The organism is Dyella jejuensis (assembly GCF_044904675.1).
Taxonomy (GTDB): domain Bacteria; phylum Pseudomonadota; class Gammaproteobacteria; order Xanthomonadales; family Rhodanobacteraceae; genus Dyella_B; species Dyella_B jejuensis.
The window spans coordinates 14,221-35,909 of the sequence record NZ_JADIKJ010000018.1 but is presented as its reverse complement, the minus strand read 5'-3'; the positions used below and the strand labels follow the sequence as shown (position 1 = coordinate 35,909).

The window sequence follows — 21,689 nt, the reverse complement described above, 5'->3', positions numbered from 1 at the left end:
GTATTAAAACAGTGCGGCGGCTTTGCTGAGTGCGATCCACACGCCGACCAGGAACGGGATGCCTACCAGCGCCCACGCCACGATACCCACCACACCGAAGCTGCCACGGGCGGCCAGCGCGGCGCTGGCCGTGACATGCGGCGCCTCGTGTTGCAGCGAGCGTTCGCGCTCGAGTTCCTCGTCGGTCATATGGTGCGCTTCCTTGACTGGCTTGACCAGCAGATTGGCGACCAGGCCGACCAGCAGCAGGCACGCCAGGATATACAGCGTGCGATCGTAGACCAGGCTCTTGTCCACGCCCGCATCGAGCTGCGCCTGGCGGAGGGCCGCGATCAGGAACGGGCCGACCACGCCCGCCACCGACCACGCCGTGAGCAGGCGTCCGTGAATGGCACCCACCATCTGTGTGCCAAACATATCCGCCAGGTAAGCAGGCACGGTGGCGAAGCCGCCGCCGTACATGGAGAGGATTACGCAGACCGCGATCACGAACATGCCCGCCAGCCCCATGTGCCCCAGCGTGGGCAATGCGCAGTACAGCAAGATGCCCAGCACGAAGAACACGATGTAGGTGTTCTTGCGGCCAATGAAGTCCGAGGTCGAGGCCCAGAAAATACGCCCCAGGCTATTGAACAGGCTGATCAAGCCGACCAGTCCCGCCGCCGCCGCGACGATCGCCGCCTTTTGCGCGACGGTCAATGCGCTTGCCGTAGCGATCCCCAGCAGACGCGCGCCGAACACGTCCTGCAGCATCGGGCTGGCCATGGAAATCACGCCGATGCCAGCGGTCACGTTCATGCACAAGGCGATCCAGATCATCCAGAACTGTGGCGTTTTCCACGCGCGGTTCAGGTGTACATGGTGGCGCGTCACCAGCCTGCCGGCGGCGGCCGGCGCTGCCCATCCTGCCGGCGTCCAACCGTTCGGCGGCACCCGAAAACCGAAGGCGCCGGCGGACATGGCCATGACGTACAGAACGCCCATCACGACCAGCGTGCTCGCCACGCCGGGGATCTGGCCATGCGCGAAGCGTGCCATCAGGGCCACCGCGATCGGCGCGCCGATCATGGCGCCACCGCCATAGCCCATGATCGCGAAACCGGTGGCGAGGCCGCGGCGATCCGGAAACCATTTGATCAAGGTCGATACCGGCGCGATATAGCCCAAGCCCTGGCCTACGCCGCCCAGCACGCCGCAACCCAGGAACACCAGCCACAACTGGTGCATCGATACGCCGATGCCGCCGAGCACCAGTCCGCCGCCCCAGCACAGCGCGGCGATCACGCCCGCCTTGCGCGGCCCGGCGCGCTCCAGCCAGCCGCCCCAGATGGCGGCGGAAATACCGAGCATGGCAATAAAGGTTTCGAAGATATGCGTGACCGCCGGCACGGTCCAGTTGCACGAGGTGGCGAACAGCTGCGCGAAGAACCCGATGCGCTCGCAACTGGGCGCGCCAGGCACCAGCTTGCTCATCGGCAGCCAGAACACCGAAAAGCCATAGGCCATGCCGATGCACAGATGGATGGCCAAAGCCGCCGGCGGCACCAGCCAGCGATTGAAGCGCGGTCCGGCAACGGTGCGCTCCCTTGCCAACCTCCCCGGCGCACGTCCTGCGGACGCCAGTACAGCTTCGGGTACAGCAGTCATGGTGATCTCCCCTGTGCATGAGTCATGGACAGAAAGCACGTCACTGCATGGCTGACTTTAGCGTATCGGCGCGACGAAACAGGCGTTATTTATGTGACAGCCGTACTGCGATGCAGCATGGCGATTCGAGCCTTGACCGTCGAAACACAGACGCGCAGGTTCCCCAAGCCGCCGCATCCACCGGCAAGACCTGGACCGGTCAGGTATGAGCTAGACCTACGCCAAGCCTGCTTCTTCTGGCGTGCCTCCGCGCGCCAATGGCAGTTGTCCAGCGTAGTAGGCCCCGCAGACTTTCGCGCGGGCATTTGCCGGGTATGTTCCGTCAACGCCATGCCTGGGCATACGATCACGTCCGGGTGCCAGGTCGATGTCGCGCGTGGTTGCCGGCATGGGCATGGCCCAGCTTCCTGCCGCCGAGGCAGATGACCGAACGAGCCGGCATGCTCGCAGAAACGAGATAACGCGCTGGCCGTCCAACGATACGGGCGTACCGGTCACGCGCGTTTTCCTTGGCGTGGATGTTCTGCGTCTTCTAGTCGTGCGACGCTGCGAAGTAAGCGGGATTTGCCATATCCGCAAGCAGGGTGGGATGTTCGGGCGTCCAGCCGAGCAAGGCGCGGGTCCGTTCGCTGGAACTGGGACAATCGACGCTCGCAAAGCGTGCGAACCAGCCAAAATGCTCCGTCGCCTCGTCGAGCGATAGCGACGTCACCGGGACGTTCAAGCCGCGACCGATGGCTTCGGCGATCTCCTTGAGCGGCAGGCCTTCTTCGGCAATCGCATGGAACGGCCCGCCGCTTGCGCCATGCTCCAACGCCAGCCGGTACAGGCGCGCGGCATCCACCCGGTGCACGGCGGGCCATCGATTACGGCCATCCCCCACATACGCCGCGACACCTTTCTCGCGAGCGATCTCGATCAGGCGCGGTACGAAGCCTTTATCGCCGATGCCATGCACGGTCGGGGCCAGGCGGATCGCCGAGACGCGCACGCCGCGCTCCACGAAGGCACCGGCCGTGCTCTCGGGCGAGCGCGGGAAGGATTCGGTAGCGACACGGGTGGTGTCGCGCTCGGTCGTCACGCGGCCTGGCGCTAGCAAGGCCACGCCGGAAGTCACCATAAACGGACGGCCGGAACCCGCCAGAGCGCTGCCCATGGCCTCGATCGCACGCCGCTCTTGCTCGCTGTTTTCCGCGAACTTCGAAAAGTCGTGATTGAATGCGGTATGGATCACGCCATCGGCTTGCGCAGCGCCCTGCCGCAGTACATCCAGATCGTCCAATGTGCCGCGCAGCACTTCGGCACCCAAGCCCGCGACCTTCTTTGCACCTTCCTCGGTACGCGCCAGTCCCACGACGCGATGGCCCGACGCAAGCAAATCCTCGACGACGGCCGAACCCACCCAGCCGCTCGCACCGGTTACGAATACACGCATGAGCACTCTCCACGTTTCAGTCGACACACCATGGCGCTTCGCGTTATCGCGGTAAAGTAGTGACCTTATCGTGTTATGGCGACTACCAGGATGAGCGAAGGCACTGCGCGATCCAACCTGCTTGGCACTTACCTCAAAGATCGCCGGAGCAAGCTGGATCCGGCCGCGCTCGGGTTTACGGCGAAACGCCGCCGCACGCCCGGCCTGCGTCGTGAAGAAGTCGCCCAGCGCGCCAACATCAGCACCGCCTGGTACACCTGGCTCGAACAAGGACGTGGCGGAGCGCCTTCCGCCGATGTGCTCGACCGCATTGCCGAAGCCCTGATGCTGACGCACGCCGAGCGAGAGCATGTGTTCCTGCTCGGTCTCGGCCACCCGCCCGAAGTGCGGTACCAACAACGCGGCGCCGTTACGCCGCGCCTGCAGCGCGTGCTTGATCGCCTCAACCCATGCCCGGCTTTCATCCGCACCGCGACCTGGGACATCGTGGCGTGGAACAAGGCGGCGACAGCATTGCTGGTCGATTACGGCGCGATGCCGCCGGAAGATCGCAATGTGCTCAAGCACATTTTCCTCGATCCCCGGGTACGGGCGGCGCAATACGATTGGCAAAGCGTGGCGCGCTTCGTGGTGAGCGCATTCCGCGCCGACGTGGCGCGTGCCGGAGCCGCGTCGGCGGTCAGCGATCTCGTCGATGAACTTTGCCGCCGAAGCGCGGACTTCGAGACCATGTGGCGCGAAAACCACATTCACACTTATGGCGAAGCCGTCAAACACATCAAGCATCCGGTGTTCGGAAACTTCGCCTTCGAGCAATCGGCCTTCGCCGTCGATGGGCGCCCCGAACTCAGCATGATCGTCTATAACCCGGCGACCCAGGCTGACCTCGATAAAATCAGCGCAGTGATGGCATCCGCCTAGGGCCTGTTCGCACTATTGGCTTAGCCTGCGTTAGCGTTGCGTAACCGTCAGGCGTGAGTGCGTGGCGCAGGCCACGCACTAGTCGACGCCGACTAACGCGAAGCGAGCCGCGCCTGGACTTCCGCATGAATGCGCGCGCGCTTGGCGGAGAACCAGCCGAGCACGCCATTGCCTGGGAGCGGCAGTAATCCGGGAGGGCATGCGGCGGCGACACGGCGCAGGTGCGCGCGGTGGAATTCGGCGAATGCCTGCGCCAATACCGGTGTCTCGAATGGCGTTTCTACATAGTCGTCCATGACCGCACCGAGTGTGGCGGCGGCGACGCGAGCGATTTCGGGGTTGGCACGCGCCACGATGATGTCGCCACCAGGAACGCTGTGCGCTGCCTCGATAGCCTTCACCAGTTGCCGGAATTCGGTGGCATGCAAGGGACGGCAGTAAATCGGCGTCCTGGCGCGCGCCAGCAGCCAGCTTTGCTCCACGCGCGGCAGCGCTCCGGATTGGCGCGCGGCAAGGTCAAGCGCATCGTCATAGCTGCAGGCGTATTCGTCCATCAATTCGATCGCCAGGTCTTCGCGCACCATGGGGATGTCGCGACGCGCGCCGTCGCGGCCATACCAACGAATGTACTCGGGCGTCACCTGCGCAAAGCTGCCGCGCGGCGGGCGGCTGAAGAGCCGCCCTTCCACATCGCCGTGCAAATGCGGATGTACGGCTTTCATGCCGGAGGCCCGCGCGGCGAGCACGCGGTCCAGCAATACTTCGGCGGTGACCAGTTCGTGGTGGTATTCGCCGAACAGACTATCGTCGTCCACATGGGCGAAGTACACGAAGCGGATGTGGCGCATCACGCGCGCGGCACGGCGCGCGCGCTTTGCCGGGTCGTTGAAACGCCGCTTCCAGCCGGGCCAGCGGCCTTCCAGGCCGGGTCCGGCAATCGCTGGCCGCACCATCCGCGCTCCATGCGCGGAAGGAAGATTGCTGAGCAAGTCGCCCACTTCGCGATCCGACACCGCCGCGGGATCCGCGCCGTTATCGCCATCGAATGATCGTGCTGAACGTTCCGATTCACACACAACGACACCCTCGAACCACAAGCGCACGCGGCCATCTCCATGACCGTTCGCGACACGTTGAATCGCCTTCGAATTCCTTGGCAGAGAGCGCCTCGGCAGCGCGGTAATAACGGTTTGGCCATCCTGGCCAAACGCAGCCTTGCACACGGAAGCGCAAGCTCTCCGATCTGCCTTGGATTGCATCGCGAATACCGTCGCGGCAATCCATCGACCGAGGGGAAGCCGGTTCGATGCTTCGAACTCCTTGCTCGCACCAGGAGCAGCCGGACCGGCCGGCGTGCACACGCCGGCGCACGCGGGGTCCGCGCATTCAATCAAACAAAAACTGTCGTGAAATCCGGCGCGAATGCCGAGGGGGAATCGCTTCGCGGGATCGCACACGCTTGCGTATCGCGTTCGCCGACATAGCGAACGGCACACAAACGCCCTGGGGAACGCGCATTATAACGAGTACTGCGTCACAAACGTTAAATGCATGACCAATGGCCCATGCTTTTTTAGAACGATAGTTTGAAGCCTCGCCCCGCTAGCCCGCCGGATGCATCGGCGGCCCCTTCAGCTCGACCATGTTGCCTTGTGGATCAAACAGATAAATCGACGGCCCCTCGCCCTTTGCGCCGTAGCGGATGCCGATATCGCCCACCGGCACGCCGTGCGCCTTGAGGTAGGCGGCGATGACCGCCTCGTCGTAACCCTCGATGCTCAGGCATAGATGGTCCATGTTGTGCCCTTCCGTGGCCGGCCCCGCGCCACCGTGGCGCCCCAGCTTGCCGTCGATGCCGACCAGGTCGATAAGCGATTGGCCGGCCCGCAGTTGCACCAGGCCAATCTCCTCTTGCCGGCGCTCCACGCTGCAACCAAGCACATCGCAGTAAAAGGCCAGCATGGTCGGAACGTCGTAGACCCGCAGCACGACATGGTCCAGTTGTTCAATGCGGAAAGGTGGCTTGTTCATGCATGGCGCCCCAGCGGTCTGGCACATGCGCAGCGATGCGCCCGGGAGGAACCCCGAAGCTACTCCTGCCGCCGCGTCGGCGGCAGTGCGCAAAGTCCTGTGCGGGGTATAATCACCGGCTTGATGTACATGGTGGGAGAAGCGGCCAAAACCCGCTGCCGAAGGCGCAACGCCCGTAATCGCTCAGGCCCCATACCGCCGTGGACCAAGACTCTGGAGAGACCGGTTGAATCCGGCGCCGAAGGGGCACGAAGCACAGGCGCATGCCTGCCCGCTTCCAAACTCTCAGGCAAAAGGACAGAGGGGCGCCCCGCGTGCGGCCTGCACGCGTTCTTCGGACGCCCTTGCCATGAGCCAGACCCCTTCTCCTTCGCTGCGCGAACTCGAACACCATCACGCCTTCATTGAACGGCACATCGGTCCCAACGACGCCGAGATCGCGCAGATGCTGCACGTGATCGGCCATGCCTCGCTGGAAGCGATGACCGATGCCATCGTGCCGGGCCAGATCAAGTCGCAGCAGCCGCTGGCGCTGCCGCAAAGCATCACCGAGGAAGCAGCGCTGGCGAAGATCCGCGCCATCGCGCGCAAGAACAAGGTGTTCAAGACCTTCATCGGCCAGGGCTACTACGGCACGCTGACGCCGAACGTCATCCTGCGCAATATCCTGGAAAATCCTGCGTGGTATACGGCCTATACGCCCTACCAGGCGGAAATCTCGCAGGGCCGCATGGAAGCATTGATCAACTTCCAGACCATGGTGGCCGACCTCACCGGCATGGATATCTCCAATGCCTCGCTGCTGGATGAAGCCACCGCCGCGGGCGAAGCGATGACGCTGGCCAAGCGTTCGGCCAAGTCCAAGTCCAACGTTTTCTTCGTCGCCAACGATGTGCATCCGCAGACGCTGGAAGTGCTGCATACGCGCGCCGACGGCATCGGCATCGAAGTGCAGGTCGGCGACGCCGCGCAGGCTTCCAGCGTGGATTGCTTCGGCGTGCTGCTGCAGTATCCGAATACCTTTGGACAGATCCACGATTACCGCGCCGTGGCCGATGCGGTGCATGCGCGTGGCGGCATCGTGGCCGTGGCGACCGACCTGCTCGCGCTCACGCTGATCGCCTCGCCAGGTTCCTGGGGCGCGGATATCGTGATCGGCAACAGCCAGCGCTTCGGCGTGCCGTTCGGTTTCGGTGGCCCGCACGCCGCTTACCTGGCCTGCCGCGATGCATACAAGCGCTCGATGCCGGGGCGCCTGATCGGCGTGTCGGTGGACGCGGAAGGCAAGCCCGCCTATCGCCTTACGTTGCAGACGCGCGAGCAGCATATCCGCCGCGAAAAGGCCACTTCCAACATCTGCACCGCGCAGGTGCTGCTGGCGGTGATGGCAAGCATGTACGCGGTGTACCACGGCCCGCAAGGACTGCAGCGCATCGCGCGCCGCACGCATCGCCTTGCCGTCATTCTTGCCGCCGCCTTGCGCCGTGCCAGCCTGTCCGTCGGCACCGATTTCTTCGATACCTTGCATGTGACCAACGTCGACGCTGACGCGATTCATGCCAAGGCCCAGAGCAAAGGCATCAATCTGCGCCAGATCCACGGCCAGAGCGTGGGCATCAGCCTGGACGAAACCACCACGCGCGCCGAATTGCTGGCGCTGGCCGAACTGTTCGGCGCCAGCCTCGACGATATCGACGAAGTGGACGCCAACACGCCGGACGCGCTCCCGGCCGGACTGCTGCGCAAGACGCCGTTCCTGCAGCATCCGGTGTTCAACACGCACCACAGCGAACACGAATTGCTGCGCTACATGCGCTCGCTGGCCGACAAGGACCTGGCGATGGATCGCACCATGATCCCGCTTGGCAGCTGCACCATGAAGCTCAACGCCACCGCCGAGATGATTCCGGTGACGTGGCCGGAATTCGGCGGCATCCATCCGCTGGCGCCGGCCGAGCAGACACAAGGCTACAGGCAACTGATCGATGAACTCGAAGCCATGCTGGTGGAGTGCACCGGCTATGACGCGGTCAGCCTGCAGCCGAACTCCGGCGCGCAAGGCGAATACGCCGGCCTGCTTGCCATCCGTGCTTACCATCGTTCGCGCGGCGAAGACCGGCGTGATATCTGCCTGATTCCCGAATCCGCGCACGGCACCAATCCGGCGTCCGCGCAAATGTGCGGCATGACGGTGGTGGTGACCAAGTGCGACGGCAACGGCAACGTCGACATCGAGGACATCCGCGCCAAGGCGGAAAAGTATTCCGATCGCCTTGCCGCGCTGATGATCACCTATCCCTCCACTCACGGCGTGTTCGAGGAAGACGTGGTGCGCATTTGCGAGATCGTGCACCAGCACGGCGGCCAGGTGTACACCGATGGCGCCAACATGAATGCGCTGGTTGGCGTCGCCAAGCCCGGCAAGTGGGGCTCGGACGTCTCGCACCTTAACTTGCACAAGACCTTCTGCATTCCGCATGGCGGTGGCGGCCCGGGCGTCGGTCCGTGTGCGGTGAAGTCGCACCTTGCGCCGTTCCTGCCACGGACGTCATTGGGTGCCGGCGTTCCTGCCGGCGAAAATCAAGAAGCCACCCATGGCCGCACGTTTCAAAAGAGCATGGGCGGGATGGTTTCCGCCGCGCCCTACGGCAGCGCCAGCATCCTGCCGATCTCGTGGATGTACATCACGCTGATGGGCCAGCAAGGTCTGCGCAAGGCCACGCAGGTGGCGCTGCTCAACGCCAACTACATCGCCAAGCGCCTCGCGCCGCATTACCAGACGCTCTACACCGGTCGCAACGGCCTGGTGGCGCACGAGTGCATTCTCGACCTGCGCCCGCTCAAGGACAGCACCGGCATCAGCGCCGAAGACGTCGCCAAACGCCTGATCGACTTCGGCTTCCACGCGCCGACGCTGAGTTTCCCGGTGCCCGGCACCTTGATGGTGGAACCGACCGAGAGCGAAAGCCAGCACGAACTCGATCGCTTCATCGACGCGATGATCCAGATCCGCGACGAAATCCGGGCGATCGAAGATGGCCGCCTGGACCGCGAGGACAACCCGCTCCGCAATGCACCGCACACCGCCACCATGGTGACCGGCACCGAATGGACGCACGCTTATCCGCGCGAACTCGCCGCTTTCCCGCTGCCCAGCCTGCGCCTGCAGAAATACTGGTCGCCAGTGGCCCGCGTGGACAATGTCTACGGCGACAAGAACGTGATGTGCGCATGCATTCCGATCGATGCCTACAAGGAGGAGACGGAGGCCTAGGCCGCCCATCCCGATAGCAACAGGAAAATCGCGTAGTACCGCCAGGTGTTCGTCCGATTACCGGATAGGCATGCTGGCAAGGCGGGGCTCTCAAGTGAGCCCCGTTTTTTTGGGTAGTGCACACGTGGCTGGGATCAGCAGCTTTTCAATACGCCAGGTGGCGCAACGATCTACCGTAAATTTGTATCGAAGATCAGGCCAAGCCTTCGTTAAACACTTCACTGTGGCGCGCATGCATGGAGCGGACCTTGCAAGAAAATGCGGCTGCGCGTTTCAACCAAAGCACTTAAGCTTTTTTCAATCTTTTAATGGCCGTGCTCTCATTCGACATTCCTAACCTGTAAGACGAATTTCGTCTCACAAGCCGGCGTGCATTAAAAATAACGCGGAATATAGGGGTTCATGCTTATATCAAGCCTTTTGCGGCATAACGCTATGACTTTTGGCTGCGAGCGAATAGCAGTTCTTTAACGGCGATTATGTTTTTTTGCTCTCGAGTACGCCCATTACCCCGGGGGTTAAATCCATGCACGACGCACTCAAGCCCGCAAGCTCCAATTGGACCCGGCGCCTGCTCGCCACGATCGATGCGTGCGTTGGAGCACAGGGGACGATCGATGTTCCGCGCCTGGCCGAAGCACTCGCAACCGTGTCGGCATGGGACGAATGCCCGCATGCCGATGAGGTCGCCGGCCATGGAACCGCGGCGACCTATCGGCGCATTCCGCTGGCGGTGCGCGCCGATCTTGGCTATGAAGCGCTGCTGATCGTGTGGCCGCCGGGTTACGCCACGCCGGTGCACGATCACGATGATCTGTGGGGCATGGAATTCGTGCTTGACGGCGTGCTGGAAGTGGAAGCATTCGACCTTGCGTCCGGTGCGCAGCCGCAGTTGGTCTCGCGCGAGGTATCCGTCCTCGGGATCGGCGATTATGTCGCTTTCACGCATGCCGGCTACGCGCATCGATGCCGGAACCTGTCCTCGAATCGCCCGACGCTTTCGCTCCATGTCTACGGCGGCGAACTCAATAGCTACCGCAGCTTTCGCCAGGATGAGGATCGGTGGATCGCCACGACCCACCCTACGATTCGCGACTGCGCCCTGAGTTGAGCCAACCAAGCCGGCAACGAAAGAACCCGGCGTGATCATCGACCGCAACCGCACCTCGCTTCGCAACAGGACAGTCACCATGGCAGACATCGCAATCATCGGCGGCGGCGCGGCAGGCGCGGCGGTGTTTGGAGCACTACTGCAACAGGACAGCACGGACACCGTGCATTGGATAACCGGAGGTTCGAAAGCGGGTCGCGGTATCGCCTACGGCACTCCGGACGAGCGTCACCTGCTGAATGTGCGGGCCAGCGGCATGGGTCTGTACGTGGATCATGGCGAAGATTTCGTCCAGCACAGTGCGCGTCATCGCGCGGACGTCCGTGGCACGGATTTCCTGCCGCGTCGGCTTTTCGGCGAATTCATCGACGCGCAGGTCCAGGAACGCATGGCGTCGGCGACACAGCGAGGGCGATGTCATGCGCTGTACGCGGAGGAGGCTGTGCATATCACCTCGCGCGCGGACGGATATCGTGTGCAGCTTGCCGGTCACGCCACGCTACGCGCCGACGCGGTCGTGCTGGCCGTCGGTACCTTGTCGCCGCGTCCGTTGCGCACGGTATCGGCGTCCGCGCTCGCCAGCGGCGCCTATGAACTTGATCCGTGGAACCTGCCACAACGCACGCAGGCACCGCGCCGGTTGATGGTGATCGGCACCGGCCTCACTGCCGTCGACACCTTGCTGTCGGCTTCTATCCGCTGGCCCGAGGCGGAATTGGTGGCCGTGTCCCGTCATGGCCAGCTTCCGTTCGTGCATCCTGCCTTGCCGATCACCCCGTTTCCGGAACAAGCCAGCCTCAATGAGGCGCTACTGGCATGCAGCGGCGCGGCTCCCATGCTTCGCCAGATACGGGCCACCTTGCGCAACCATCCCCAATGCGATTGGCGCAGCGTCATCGATGGCATGCGTCCCATCAATGCTGTGTTGTGGCAACGGATGGACTTGGCCCAGCGCCGCCAGTTCCTTCGCTCTGTGCGGTGGATCTGGGAGTCGGCACGGCATCGCGTGGCTCCTCCGTCGGCTGAAATCATTCAGCAGCTCCGCGACGAGGGCCGCCTGCATATTCACGCGGCCCGCGTACTTGGCGTGGACGGCCAGGGTCCGCTGGACGTTACCTTGCGGACGCGCTCGAACCAGATCCTGACCACCATGCAGGCCGACCTCGTAGTGCAAGCCACCGGCTTGGACACCGCCGTAGCCTTTACGCAGCACACATTGCTCGCGAGGCTGCTCGAAGATGGGCTCGCTGTCGCCGATCCCTTGCAACTGGGCGTGTCGGCCCTGCCCGATGGCCGCCTGATCAACGCCCGGGGAGATGTACAGCCAGGGTTGTACGCCATCGGTTCGCTACTGCGCGGCAACCTTTGGGAGTGCACGGCCATGCCGGAAATACGCGCCGCGGCCCACGCCATGGCAACAGCGCTGGCACCGAATGGGTTGCCGCTGCCGGCCGCGATCTCGGCGTGACCACACGCATCGCGCAGCAACGCTGCGCGTACTTATCACCAATCGTTCTGCTTACAGGCGAATCTACCATCGCCTCGCCATGTATTTTCACCAACTGTCCAGGTATCTATATAGCCGTCCATACACGCTGCCACATGGCAGCCACGCAACGCCAACGCGGGCTACGCGAAGCGTGTGGACAGGCCCCAAGCTTTCAGAGCATCCGGCATCAGCCGGCACGGGTCTCCCCTCCCCGTGGCACGCAAGGACGCGGGCTGCCTGCCAGTCGTGAGATGGTGGCTGCGTGCCGATCACCAAAGCATGGGCCGACCCCGCGATAAGCAGCAGGGCAATGCCGACCATGCGCCCGACAGGCTCCCCGGCCGGCTGGCCGGGGAGCCCGAATGACACATCCAACTGGAGATACCTGGCGCATCGGCCGGTGTTTACTGGCCGATCATCCTGATTCAGCGATCAGCCGTTCTTCTTCAACCATGCATCGATCGCGGGCAGGCGGTCCTTGCGCACACCGATGCGGTACTGGATGTTCGCCACGGCGGTATCCGCATCGCGCCGTGAAGTGGGTGCGATGTATGCCTGCGCGAAGGCCCGCAGTTTGCCGATCATGGCCGGATCCAGCGAGGCATTGGCCAGGCGCGGGTAATACTGGCTGCGCGAGGTGGAGTCGACCAATTGGTTGATCTGCTCGCGATGCGCCACGGCGAAATCGAAGGCCAGCTCCGGATGCCTGCGGGAAACCGTGGAGATCATGTTTGCGCTGTTGGTCGCACCCGGCTCGCTGGTCAAGGCGAGTTCGAGCGCGCGCCTGGCCAAGGCTTCGTCCTTGGCACTGGCCAGGAACGCATACAAGGTATCTTTCACCAGCGGGGTTTTTTCGGTTTGCGCGCGCTCATGCAACTGGTCCCAGGTCGCCGCATCGGCGGTGTAGGCAACCACTGCGGTAATCGTCTTGCGCAATGGCGCTGGCACCGCCGACGGATCGGTCGCCTGTGCGGCATAGCGGCGGCGCACTTCCTTGATCACGCGCTGGTCGCCCAGGTCGCTTAGCGTGCCGATCAATTGGTCGCGCAGGATCGCAACGGTCGCGGACTCGCCCGGCTTGGCGTCCCAGCCGACTCTGTCGAACACCGGTTCCAGCCGTGCGATGGCGAAGGCACGGAAAGACGCCTGACCCGGATCGCCGTCGCGGTAATAGCGCGGCAAGCTGTCGAGCACTTGCGCGATATTGCCCCACAACACCGGATCGGCATCGGCGGGCGCCGCCTTGATCAGGTCCAGCACAGACGATGCCGGCTGCAAGCCGGCCAAGCCCAGGGCCAACGTATCGTCCAGCAGCCCGAGCTGGTCGATCGGCGCGAGCTTGGCGTAATGGGCACTGAGTGCGGCAAAGGCTTCTGACGTGTACAGCGTGCGGTAGTAGCCGCCTTGTCCCGCATTGATCACCACCGGACCGCAGCCGGGCACGACCAACGAAGCCTCGCCATTGACCAGCGTGCTCGCCGCCTTGCCGCCCACCGTTTGCGCGATGACCGGTACATGCCAATGCCGCAGCATGCGATTCGATGCGCCCTTGCTGAACTGTCCTTGCGTAAGCTCAAGCACGGTGTTGCCGTTTTTGCAGCTCTCGGAAGCCAGCCGGATCAGCGGCACGCCGGGCTGCAAGGTGAAGTCGTGCGCGATGGTGGTGATCGGCTTGTCGGTCACTGTCTCCATCGCCTTCCACAAATCATCGGACACGGTGTTGCCGTAGGCGTGATCCTTGATATAACGGCGCACCCCGTCGCGCCAGGTATCCGCGCCCACATAGTTTTCCAGCATGCGGATCACCGATTCGCCCTTGGAATAGGTAATCGCATCAAAAGCCTGATTGGCCTGCTCCACGGTTTCCACTTTCTGCACGATCGGGTGCGAGGTGGCTTCCGCATCCAGGCCCATGGCGGTCTCGCGGATATCCACCGTGCCGAGCTCGGCATGCCATTCCGGGTGCAGCTTTTCGGTCGTGCGCGTGGCCATCCATGACGCAAAACCTTCGTTGAGCCACAGATCGTCCCACCAACGCATGGTGACGAGATCGCCAAACCACTGGTGCGCCATCTCGTGCGCTTCATCGCTGAACACGCCTTCCTTGTCCGCCTGGGTGGAGATGGAGGGATCGAGCAGCATCGCGTATTCGAAGGTAAAGATCGCGCCCCAGTTTTCCATCGCGGCAAAGAACTGGCTGCTGCCCGGGGAAGCGATGTTGTCGAGCTTGGGCAATGGATACGGCGTACCGAAGTAATCGTTGTATTCGGTCAGGATGGACTTGGCCGAATCCAGCGCAAAACTGGCTTGCGCGGAAAGTCCTTTCTGCGTGACTACGCCGATCTCGGTCGCGCCAGCGTGGGTGGTGACGCGATCGAAATCGCCGGTGCCGAAGAACAGCAGGTAGGTGGACATCCTGGGCGACGGCTGGAATGCCACGCGGGTGAGGCCGTTGCCGAGATCGGTCTTCTGCGCGGCAGGCATGTTGCTCACCGCCATCTGCCCGGTGGGCACGGTAGCCGTCAGGCTGAAGGTAGCCTTGTACGCCGGTTCGTCCCACGAAGGAATAAAGCGGCGCGCGTCGGAATTTTCAAATTGGGTATACAGCGCCTGCTTGTGGCCGGACTTGGTGTCGTAGTCGATCACAAACAGGCCGTTGGCTTGCGTGTCGATCTTGCCGGTGTAATCCATGCTCAGGCTATAGCTGCCGATCGGCAAAGGCTTGTCGAAGGTAAACGTGGCCGTTTGCGCCGCCGCATCGATGGCCACCCTGGGCGTGCCGATGGTGGCATGGCCGGAGGTGGATACCAGCTTCACCGAGGAAAACTTCAGGTCGATCGCATTGAGCGTGATGCTGGCGGTCGACTGCAGCACGTCGATGGCTACCGTGACCTTGCCATCGAAACTCAGCTTGCCGACATGCGGCGTAATCGCCACGTCGTAATGGGAGGGCTGCACGCTGCGCGGCAGTTGTGTCGTGCCGATGATTTCGGCCGGCCTGGCCGGCCGGGCCATCGTTGCGCCACTGGCACATACACCAGCACCAGCAAGCGCCACCGCGATGGCGGCGAACAAAGTGGTACGCATGGAACTCCCCTATCGTTCGTTGATAGGGGATAGTGCGGCCTGCCGGCCTTGTCCAGACACCGCCAGAAGTCACGTCATGCGCGGCGATGGCTTTGCCGATCGCAGGAGGCAATCAGCTCGAAGGGTCGCGATCCACCGGCGCGCCGGGTGCCGGATCGGCAGGCCCGCGTCCCTGGCTGGCGGCGCTGCTTCCGGCCAGGCGCGCCTTGCGCAGCTGTTCCTGTCGTTCACGATGGAGGTGGCTGCCGCCTGTCTGGTAGGTGCTGCCGTTTTCCGGCATCGGCAACGCAGCTTCATCGCCTGCCGGGTTGCCGAGCGCGTCCTTTGCAATCGAATCATCGAAACCGTGATGTGGAAAGGCCTGCCCCGTACCGCTGATGCCGCCTGCCCCGCCGTCGCCGCGCGTCGCCTGGGATACGGCTGGCGATTCGATCGCATCATCGGTGTGATGACGATAAGACGGTTTACCGTTGTGGCCGTCGCGTTTGCCGGATGAATGGTTCACTGCCATGGTGCATGCTCCGCGGATGTGGGCGAGGCCTACAGGGTGAACCGGCGATGGTCAGCGGCACGTGGATTTTTGGTTCATAGGCAACACACCGCGGACAACCGTTCACTGTGGGACCGAAGCGGGAATCCGGCAGGACGCTGCGCTTGCAGCTGGCATGGTTTGACTAGGGCCTGTTCGCACCATTCGTCTTGGACAGCTCGGACGCAGACACCGGCTGCAGCGGCCCCACCGTGACATGGCCCGACCAGCCTTCGAATACGGTTGCCGCCTGGCGGTCCACCGACGTGACCACCTGCTGCATGGACGGACAGCCCAAAGGATCGGTTACCGGTCGATCAAGCGTGCCCAAACCCGCCATGCAGTATTGGCTGCCGCCGCTGTTCATGCGCGCGAGCCATTTCATGCCGTCCACATAGCGCCGCTCGGCACGCACCGCCGCGGTCGCATCGCCATAGGTGGGGCGCATCTTTTCCAGCAGGACATCGGCAGCCCGGCGCTCGGCACGGGTGGAAGCCTGGTAGACCTGCTCGTAAGGTGTCTTGAAGCGGGAATCCGGACGCTCCGCCGCGAGCGTGAACCATGCCAGCGCCAGGGCGCGGCTTTTCGGCTGGTGATCGCCGTTGAGCGCCATCACGCCAAGTACGTACTGCGCCGGCTTGCTGGCCCAACTGGCTGCGGTGGTGAAAAACCGCACCGACTCGCGATAGCTGTGCTTTCCGTAAGTCAGGCCGCCCAGGCAATAGTAGTAATCGCCAGGCAAGAATTTTTCCTCGCCGATGACGCAATGGGCGGCAGCCAGATCCGCGTCGCTGGGTATGTAGTCGCTACCGCTGGACGAAGTGGCGGCCGGCGCATCGGTGGCCGCCGCATGCGAGACCGCCAGCCACGGCATGGATAGCAACAACGGGCCGGCTATCGCCCAAACCAACCTGCGCATGCGGTACTCCCTGTGATCGACGAGTCTTTTGGAAATGATCGCAACCATAAACGATTCAGCGTCGAGGTCGATGACAGGCCGGCCACTTTTTTTCCGCCTGATTGCGGCTGAGGCCACATGGATCCAAGCGTAGAATCCATGCGGCCCTGTGTTGATCCAGCCATCAGTAGCCGCGCAGCCGCAGGACAAGATGCAGTGTCGACTCCTTCTGAAGGTTGTAATCGGACAACGTCCTGCCGTCCTCCAGTTGCTTTCCGGCAAAAATAAGCCGCTGTTGGTCGGGCGGAATGCCTTCTTTATCCTGGATCTTCGCTTTCACGTTCTCGATGGTGTCAGAAGCTTCGACCTCCAACGTGAAGGTTTTGCCGGTCAATGTCTTGACGAATATCTGCATGGCCATCGCCGCAGGTGCGAAGACCAGGGCGCTTGCGACCAATAGCGCGAGGAAGGCAGCGCCAAGGCGATTGTGAGGTTTCTTCGAATGCATGGAAGTTCTCCTGGAAAAGTGAGGAATCACTGCGCCACAGCCAAGCCGCTCGGTTCGCCGCCAACCGGCCCTTCGCTGGTGTTGCCAAAATCGCTGAGCGTGCCGCGCCGCCCGCTCGCTGGATCAACCGTGAACAGCGTGCCGCCGCTGCCGGTGCCCGCGTCGCCATCGGACACTCCCAACAGCGACAGGTTGGGCAACCATGTCAATCCATTTGGTTCCACGCCGGCGGGTCCTTGCACGGCATTGCTGAAATCACTGACCAGCGTGCGATTGCCGGTGGCGGGATCGACCTGCACTACCGCGCCGCCACCGCCCTGGCTCAGTTCCTGCACCAGTACGAAAATCTGATTCGACGGAGTTACGGTCACGCTCACGGGCGTCGATTCCGGGTTGGCGTCCACCCAGCCTTGCGCGCTGTTGCCGAAATCGCTGAGCAACGAGCGTGTGCCGGTGGCCGGATCAATCGAGAACAAGGCGCCCAGCGACTGCGTGCCCGCATTGCCATCGGCAACCAGTACGGTACTTCCCAAACCCGGCTCGCCCGGAAAATACGCCAGGCTGTCCGGGTATTCGCCCTGTGGCCCGTTACTATCGCCGAAATCAATGACGGTGGTGCGATTGCCCGATGTGTCCACCGAGAAGATGACGCCTTGGCCGTTGGTGCCGGCGAACGGATCGGCCACCAGCACGCCCGACCAGTTCAGCAGGCCCGGCGCTACCGCCAGCACGGCGACCGGATATGCTCCCAGCGGCCCTTGCGCGCTATCGCCAAAATCGCTGAGCAAGTCTCTGCTGCCGGTGGCAGGATCGATCTTGTAAAGCGCGCCCTGTTCGTTGGTTCCACCACTGCCATCCGTCACCAGCACGAAGGCAGGAATAAGACCCAACAGCTGCGCCGGCATCCATGTCACCGCATTCGGATCGACGCCTTCCGTTCCTTGGCTGGCATCGCCGAAGTCACTGAACAAGGCTCGCGTTCCAGTACGTTGATCAACGGTGAACAGCGCGCCTTGCTGCGATGTGCCCGCTGTCTGGTCGATGACGAGCACATTGCCAGCCACTATCGAGCTGGCCATCGCGACACTGGTAAACCCCGCCAACAAGGCCAGGGCAATAAGTTTGCGTTTCATATCGGTCACCTTCCTGTGTGATGGGTTGACGGGCACCGGCGCGCACGCGCGCGCCGCCCGAGTGCACGAAGCCTGCGGGTATCACCCGAGCAGAAAATCATCGAAACAAGAACCCTTGTCGCAAGACAGATGCGCGGCACACGCTGCGCGGATCGCTATGAATAAATAACAGGGACAGAAGGGCGGCGCATTTGCCCGGCGCGTAAATACTCTGCCGATCGTCAACAGCCGGTGAACTTTCGTGCCATGGCGATACGAGTGACATCACGTGACCACTAATGACCATCATGGTGAAAGGCGCCTGCTTGCACCGGGCGTTGCGCTCCTTTAGGCAGGCCTATGGCTGATCCGGGCCTCGGCATGACCATTGCTTGTCTGTGTCAGGTTGGGCAACCGGTTATCGCGCGTCTGTCCACGATATCCATGCATCACCGTTTCGATCGCCACTTGCCGGGAGAAACCATGTCGTCGACGCAAGCGCTGGAGAACGCCAGGGCCATCCTGGCCGGGGCTGACGCAAAGCTCGAGAAGCTTCGAACAATCGAGCCCTACCTGGTCGATGTGTCATTGCGGGAAAATCCGGTCGGCTCGAACATCGGCCAGACGCTGCGCGACAAGTTGGCCATCTTGCCGAAATTGCGCGAATTCGGCTTCCGCAACATTTCGCTGGGCACGCTCGATTACGCGATGCCGGACGAACTGGAAGTCGATGACGATTTCATGATGCACTTGCGCGACAACAGCATGGACATGAGCGGTTGTTTCGCCTTTACCGCCATTGGCATGGAAGCGCAGGACGGCACGTTTACTCCCGATCCGTCGCAGCGCAAGCTGCAGGCCTACGGCGTGCCCAACACCGTGCATGAAATCTATTTGAGCAAGGCAGGCATGTCCGGCCTTTATGATTTCGACACGCTGCGTCGCAGCCTTCCTTCCAGCATCCGTTGGCTGCACGAGAATATCCGCGGTGAACACGATGGCGCGCCACGCATCTTCATCAATATCGCCGATGGCTGCGATGCGCTGGCGAACAATCTCGAACAGGCGTGCGAGATCCTGGCCTTGCTGGCGCAACTGCCGATCGAAGGCGTCACCATCGAGGACGACCGCGGTACGTTCCTGCCGTTCCAGGTGGGCGCCTATATCGCGGTACTGCGCAGTGTGCTGCCGCCGCCGATGAAAATCCTGGTGCACATCCATGCGGGTGCGGGCTTTGAAAATGCGTCGGTGGTGGAAGCCTTGCTCAACGGCGCCGACGGCATCTGGGCTGGCCTGCCCAAACGCGCGGCGATCATCGGCCATGCGTCGACCGGCGAACTGCTAGCCAATCTGGCGCGCATCGGCAATCCGCATGTGCAGCACTATCATCTGGATCAGTTGCTGCCCTTGGCAACCAGCTTGCAGCAGCTGGACGAGATGGGGCCGGTGCCGGACGACCTGCCCGTGCTGGGGCACAACGCATACCGCCTGACATGTACCTCATTCCGTCAGGTCGCCAACCGCTTCATGGACCTCGCGCCGGAAACCATTGGCGGCAATTATGGTTATCGCGTGTGTCCGGTCATAAGCGATCCACCGGTCCTCGCCCACCGTTTGGCCGAAGTCACCCGGCTGCCGGTCGACAGTTTCTCGCAGGAAGTCATTGAACAGATGATTCGCCTGATGCGCCGCGACCTGCGTACCGGCCGTCGCATCGATTACGACAAACCGCAGGAGCTGCAGGACTTGTACGCACGCGCCAAAGTATTCTGCGGACATCATGGCCCGCACGCCCACTCTACGCACCATTACTCATCCGCACTTCCCTGAGCGACATTCGGACTGCAATGCCATGACCACGATCGACACCAAGATGGACCTGGGCAGCGATACGTACAGGACGCTGCTGGAATCGTGGAACACATCGCAGTTCACCCGCATCGGTCCACAGATCGAAGCATTGCCGGGTTGGACGCCAGATGCCCGGCTCATCGGAACGTGCCGCTTCGTAAATTCATGAATCAAAGAACCAACGCCCCGCATGCGGGGCGTTGGTTCTTTCGAACTCACATAGCGCGATCAGGCAAACGGATCGTCCAGCACGACCGTATCGTCGCGATCGGCGCCAGTCGCCACGATGGCCAGACGGCAGCCGGAAAGCTCTTCCACGGCACGCAGATAGGCGCGCGCGGCAGGCGGCAATTTGTTCCAGTCGCGGATGCCGGCGGTGGATTCTTCCCAGCCGGGGAATTCCAGGTAGACGGGCTTGCATTCGGCCCAGCCGTCGGCGTCGAGCGGGGCAAGTTCGCGCCGCTTGCCGCGGTATTCGTAGGCGATGCAGACCTTGATGCTGGGCAAGCCATCGAGCACATCGAGCTTGGTGATGGCCAGGCCGGTGATGCCGTTGATCTGCACGGCGCGCTTCAATGCGACGAGGTCGATCCAGCCGCAGCGACGCGGACGACCGGTGCTGGCGCCGAATTCGTTGCCGACCTTGCGCAACCGCTCGCCCATGTCGTCGTTGAGTTCGGTGGGGAACGGGCCGCCGCCGACGCGGGTGGCGTAGGCTTTGCAGATACCGAGTACGTAGTCGATGTCGCCAGCACCCACGCCGGTGCCGGCGAGTGCGCCGCCAACGGTGGTGTTGCTGGACGTGACGTAGGGATAGGTGCCGTGGTCGATATCGAGCAGCGCGCCCTGCGCACCTTCGAACAGGATATTGCCGCCTTCCTTGCGAATGTCGTGCAGGATGGTGGCGACGTCGTCGACCATCGGGCGGATGAATTCGCCATAGGCCAGCGCATCGTCCAACACCTGCTGGTAGTCGACCGGCTCGGCCTTCAGCCACTGGGTAAGGATGAAGTTATGGTAGTCGACGGCAGCCTTGATCAACGCGGGCAGCTCGTGCGGATACATCAGGTCGGCCACGCGCACGCTGCGGCGGGCAACTTTGTCTTCGTAGGCCGGACCGATGCCGCGGCCGGTGGTGCCGATGGCTTTGCCGCCGGCGGCGATTTCGCGCGCTTTATCCACGGCGATGTGGTACGGCATGATCAGCGGGGTGGCGGGGCTGATCTTCAGGCGCGGACGCACGTTGACGCCTTGCGCTTCCAGTTCTTCGATTTCCTGCTTGAGCGCGGCGGGCGATAGCACCACGCCGTTGCCGATCAGGCACAGCGCGTCATCGCGCAGGATGCCCGAGGGAATCAGGTGCAACACGGTCTTCTTGCCCTTGATGACAAGGGTATGGCCGGCGTTATGGCCGCCCTGGAAACGCGCGACGGCGCCTACACGTTCGGTCAACAGGTCGACGATTTTGCCTTTGCCTTCGTCGCCCCACTGCGCGCCAAGAATTACGACTGACTTGCCCATGATGTTTCTCGCTCTAAAGACGTTCCGATCGGCGGAACGGGAAAACGATGACGCGCGCCGGTTACCGCGCGATGAATCTGTTCAATGCACCAGCCGCAGCGTGATCAGCCCGATGCCGATGGCGATCGCGCCGAATACGCGCAGCGTGCGCGGATGCAGCCTGGCGGCTTCGCGCATCATCGCCTGCCAGGCCTGCGGGGCGGCGAACAACACCAGGCCCTCGATGACCAGCACCAGGCACAACGCGGCATAGAAATCGCGCGGCATGGCGTGTA

At 62.8% G+C, this 21,689-nt stretch carries 17 protein-coding genes and 2 riboswitches; of the genes, 6 read left to right on the top strand and 11 right to left on the bottom strand.

The window, feature by feature from the left end; genetic code table 11:
- Nucleotides 1–3 precede the first annotated feature (3 nt).
- Together ISP15_RS15770 and ISP15_RS15765 are read right to left on the bottom strand one after the other, a co-directional pair.
- Entirely contained in the window at nucleotides 4–1,647 is a 1,644-nt protein-coding gene (locus tag ISP15_RS15770) for an OFA family MFS transporter (protein ID WP_404548640.1), read from the bottom strand.
- Nucleotides 1,648–2,179: 532 nt separating this feature from the next.
- Nucleotides 2,180–3,082, bottom strand: coding sequence for an SDR family oxidoreductase (locus ISP15_RS15765; RefSeq protein ID WP_404548639.1), 903 nt, complete (start codon nucleotides 3,080–3,082; stop codon nucleotides 2,180–2,182).
- 90 nt (nucleotides 3,083–3,172) lie between these two features.
- Between ISP15_RS15765 and ISP15_RS15760 the strand changes: the two genes are divergently transcribed.
- Complete coding sequence (locus ISP15_RS15760; RefSeq protein WP_404548638.1) at nucleotides 3,173–4,003, top strand: helix-turn-helix transcriptional regulator; 831 nt, start codon at nucleotides 3,173–3,175, stop codon at nucleotides 4,001–4,003.
- A 92-nt stretch (nucleotides 4,004–4,095) separates the two neighbouring features.
- Here the strand turns inward: ISP15_RS15760 and ISP15_RS15755 are convergent, their stop codons facing one another.
- Both ISP15_RS15755 and ISP15_RS15750 read right to left on the bottom strand, forming a co-directional pair.
- Nucleotides 4,096–5,106 carry a hypothetical protein gene (locus ISP15_RS15755; RefSeq protein ID WP_404548636.1) on the bottom strand — a complete coding sequence of 337 codons (1,011 nt, stop codon included), beginning with the start codon at nucleotides 5,104–5,106 and terminating at the stop codon, nucleotides 4,096–4,098.
- A gap of 499 nt (nucleotides 5,107–5,605) precedes the next feature.
- Nucleotides 5,606–6,034: a VOC family protein gene (locus tag ISP15_RS15750; RefSeq protein ID WP_404548635.1), complete on the bottom strand. Its 429-nt coding sequence runs from the start codon at nucleotides 6,032–6,034 to the stop codon at nucleotides 5,606–5,608.
- A 123-nt stretch (nucleotides 6,035–6,157) separates the two neighbouring features.
- A riboswitch (glycine riboswitch) is annotated at nucleotides 6,158–6,242 on the top strand.
- A 3-nt stretch (nucleotides 6,243–6,245) separates the two neighbouring features.
- Nucleotides 6,246–6,337, top strand: a riboswitch (glycine riboswitch).
- A gap of 46 nt (nucleotides 6,338–6,383) precedes the next feature.
- Between ISP15_RS15750 and gcvP the strand changes: the two genes are divergently transcribed.
- The 3 genes from gcvP (at nucleotide 6,384) to ISP15_RS15735 (ending at nucleotide 11,887) form a co-directional block, all read left to right on the top strand.
- Nucleotides 6,384–9,308: an aminomethyl-transferring glycine dehydrogenase gene (gene gcvP / locus ISP15_RS15745; RefSeq protein ID WP_404548634.1), complete on the top strand. Its 2,925-nt coding sequence runs from the start codon at nucleotides 6,384–6,386 to the stop codon at nucleotides 9,306–9,308.
- A gap of 526 nt (nucleotides 9,309–9,834) precedes the next feature.
- Nucleotides 9,835–10,419 (top strand): cysteine dioxygenase, encoded by a 585-nt coding sequence (locus ISP15_RS15740; protein ID WP_404548633.1) that lies wholly within the window; start codon nucleotides 9,835–9,837, stop codon nucleotides 10,417–10,419.
- 79 nt (nucleotides 10,420–10,498) lie between these two features.
- On the top strand, nucleotides 10,499–11,887 hold the full coding sequence (locus tag ISP15_RS15735; protein ID WP_404548632.1) for an FAD/NAD(P)-binding protein: 1,389 nt from the start codon (nucleotides 10,499–10,501) through the stop codon (nucleotides 11,885–11,887).
- Between the two features lie 453 nt (nucleotides 11,888–12,340).
- Here ISP15_RS15735 and ISP15_RS15730 read toward each other — a convergent pair whose 3' ends face one another.
- The 5 genes from ISP15_RS15730 to ISP15_RS15710 all read right to left on the bottom strand — a co-directional run bounded on the left by ISP15_RS15730 (nucleotide 12,341) and on the right by ISP15_RS15710 (nucleotide 18,063).
- Entirely contained in the window at nucleotides 12,341–14,995 is a 2,655-nt protein-coding gene (locus ISP15_RS15730; RefSeq protein WP_404548630.1) for a M1 family metallopeptidase, read from the bottom strand.
- Nucleotides 14,996–15,107: 112 nt separating this feature from the next.
- Entirely contained in the window at nucleotides 15,108–15,506 is a 399-nt protein-coding gene (locus ISP15_RS15725) for a hypothetical protein (RefSeq protein WP_404548629.1), read from the bottom strand.
- Between the two features lie 163 nt (nucleotides 15,507–15,669).
- Complete coding sequence (locus ISP15_RS15720) at nucleotides 15,670–16,443, bottom strand: SEL1-like repeat protein (RefSeq protein WP_404548628.1); 774 nt, start codon at nucleotides 16,441–16,443, stop codon at nucleotides 15,670–15,672.
- Nucleotides 16,444–16,606: 163 nt separating this feature from the next.
- The gene (locus ISP15_RS15715) at nucleotides 16,607–16,930 is read right to left on the bottom strand and encodes a ubiquitin family protein (RefSeq protein ID WP_404548627.1); all 324 of its coding nucleotides are present in this window, start codon (nucleotides 16,928–16,930) and stop codon (nucleotides 16,607–16,609) included.
- A 26-nt stretch (nucleotides 16,931–16,956) separates the two neighbouring features.
- Nucleotides 16,957–18,063, bottom strand: a complete 1,107-nt coding sequence (locus ISP15_RS15710) for a YncE family protein (protein ID WP_404548626.1) — start codon at nucleotides 18,061–18,063, stop codon at nucleotides 16,957–16,959.
- 462 nt (nucleotides 18,064–18,525) lie between these two features.
- Here ISP15_RS15710 and ISP15_RS15705 point away from each other — a divergent pair, with 462 nt between their 5' ends.
- Together ISP15_RS15705 and ISP15_RS15700 are read left to right on the top strand one after the other, a co-directional pair.
- On the top strand, nucleotides 18,526–19,872 hold the full coding sequence (locus tag ISP15_RS15705; RefSeq protein WP_404548625.1) for a beta/alpha barrel domain-containing protein: 1,347 nt from the start codon (nucleotides 18,526–18,528) through the stop codon (nucleotides 19,870–19,872).
- A gap of 22 nt (nucleotides 19,873–19,894) precedes the next feature.
- On the top strand, nucleotides 19,895–20,062 hold the full coding sequence (locus ISP15_RS15700) for a hypothetical protein (protein WP_404548624.1): 168 nt from the start codon (nucleotides 19,895–19,897) through the stop codon (nucleotides 20,060–20,062).
- A 59-nt stretch (nucleotides 20,063–20,121) separates the two neighbouring features.
- On the opposite strand, the gene ISP15_RS15695 is transcribed toward ISP15_RS15700, so the two are convergent.
- Nucleotides 20,122–21,414, bottom strand: coding sequence for an adenylosuccinate synthase (locus tag ISP15_RS15695; protein WP_404548623.1), 1,293 nt, complete (start codon nucleotides 21,412–21,414; stop codon nucleotides 20,122–20,124).
- 81 nt (nucleotides 21,415–21,495) lie between these two features.
- Nucleotides 21,496–21,681 carry a DUF2065 domain-containing protein gene (locus ISP15_RS15690; protein WP_404548622.1) on the bottom strand — a complete coding sequence of 62 codons (186 nt, stop codon included), beginning with the start codon at nucleotides 21,679–21,681 and terminating at the stop codon, nucleotides 21,496–21,498.
- Between the last annotated feature and the right edge of the window lie 8 nt (nucleotides 21,682–21,689).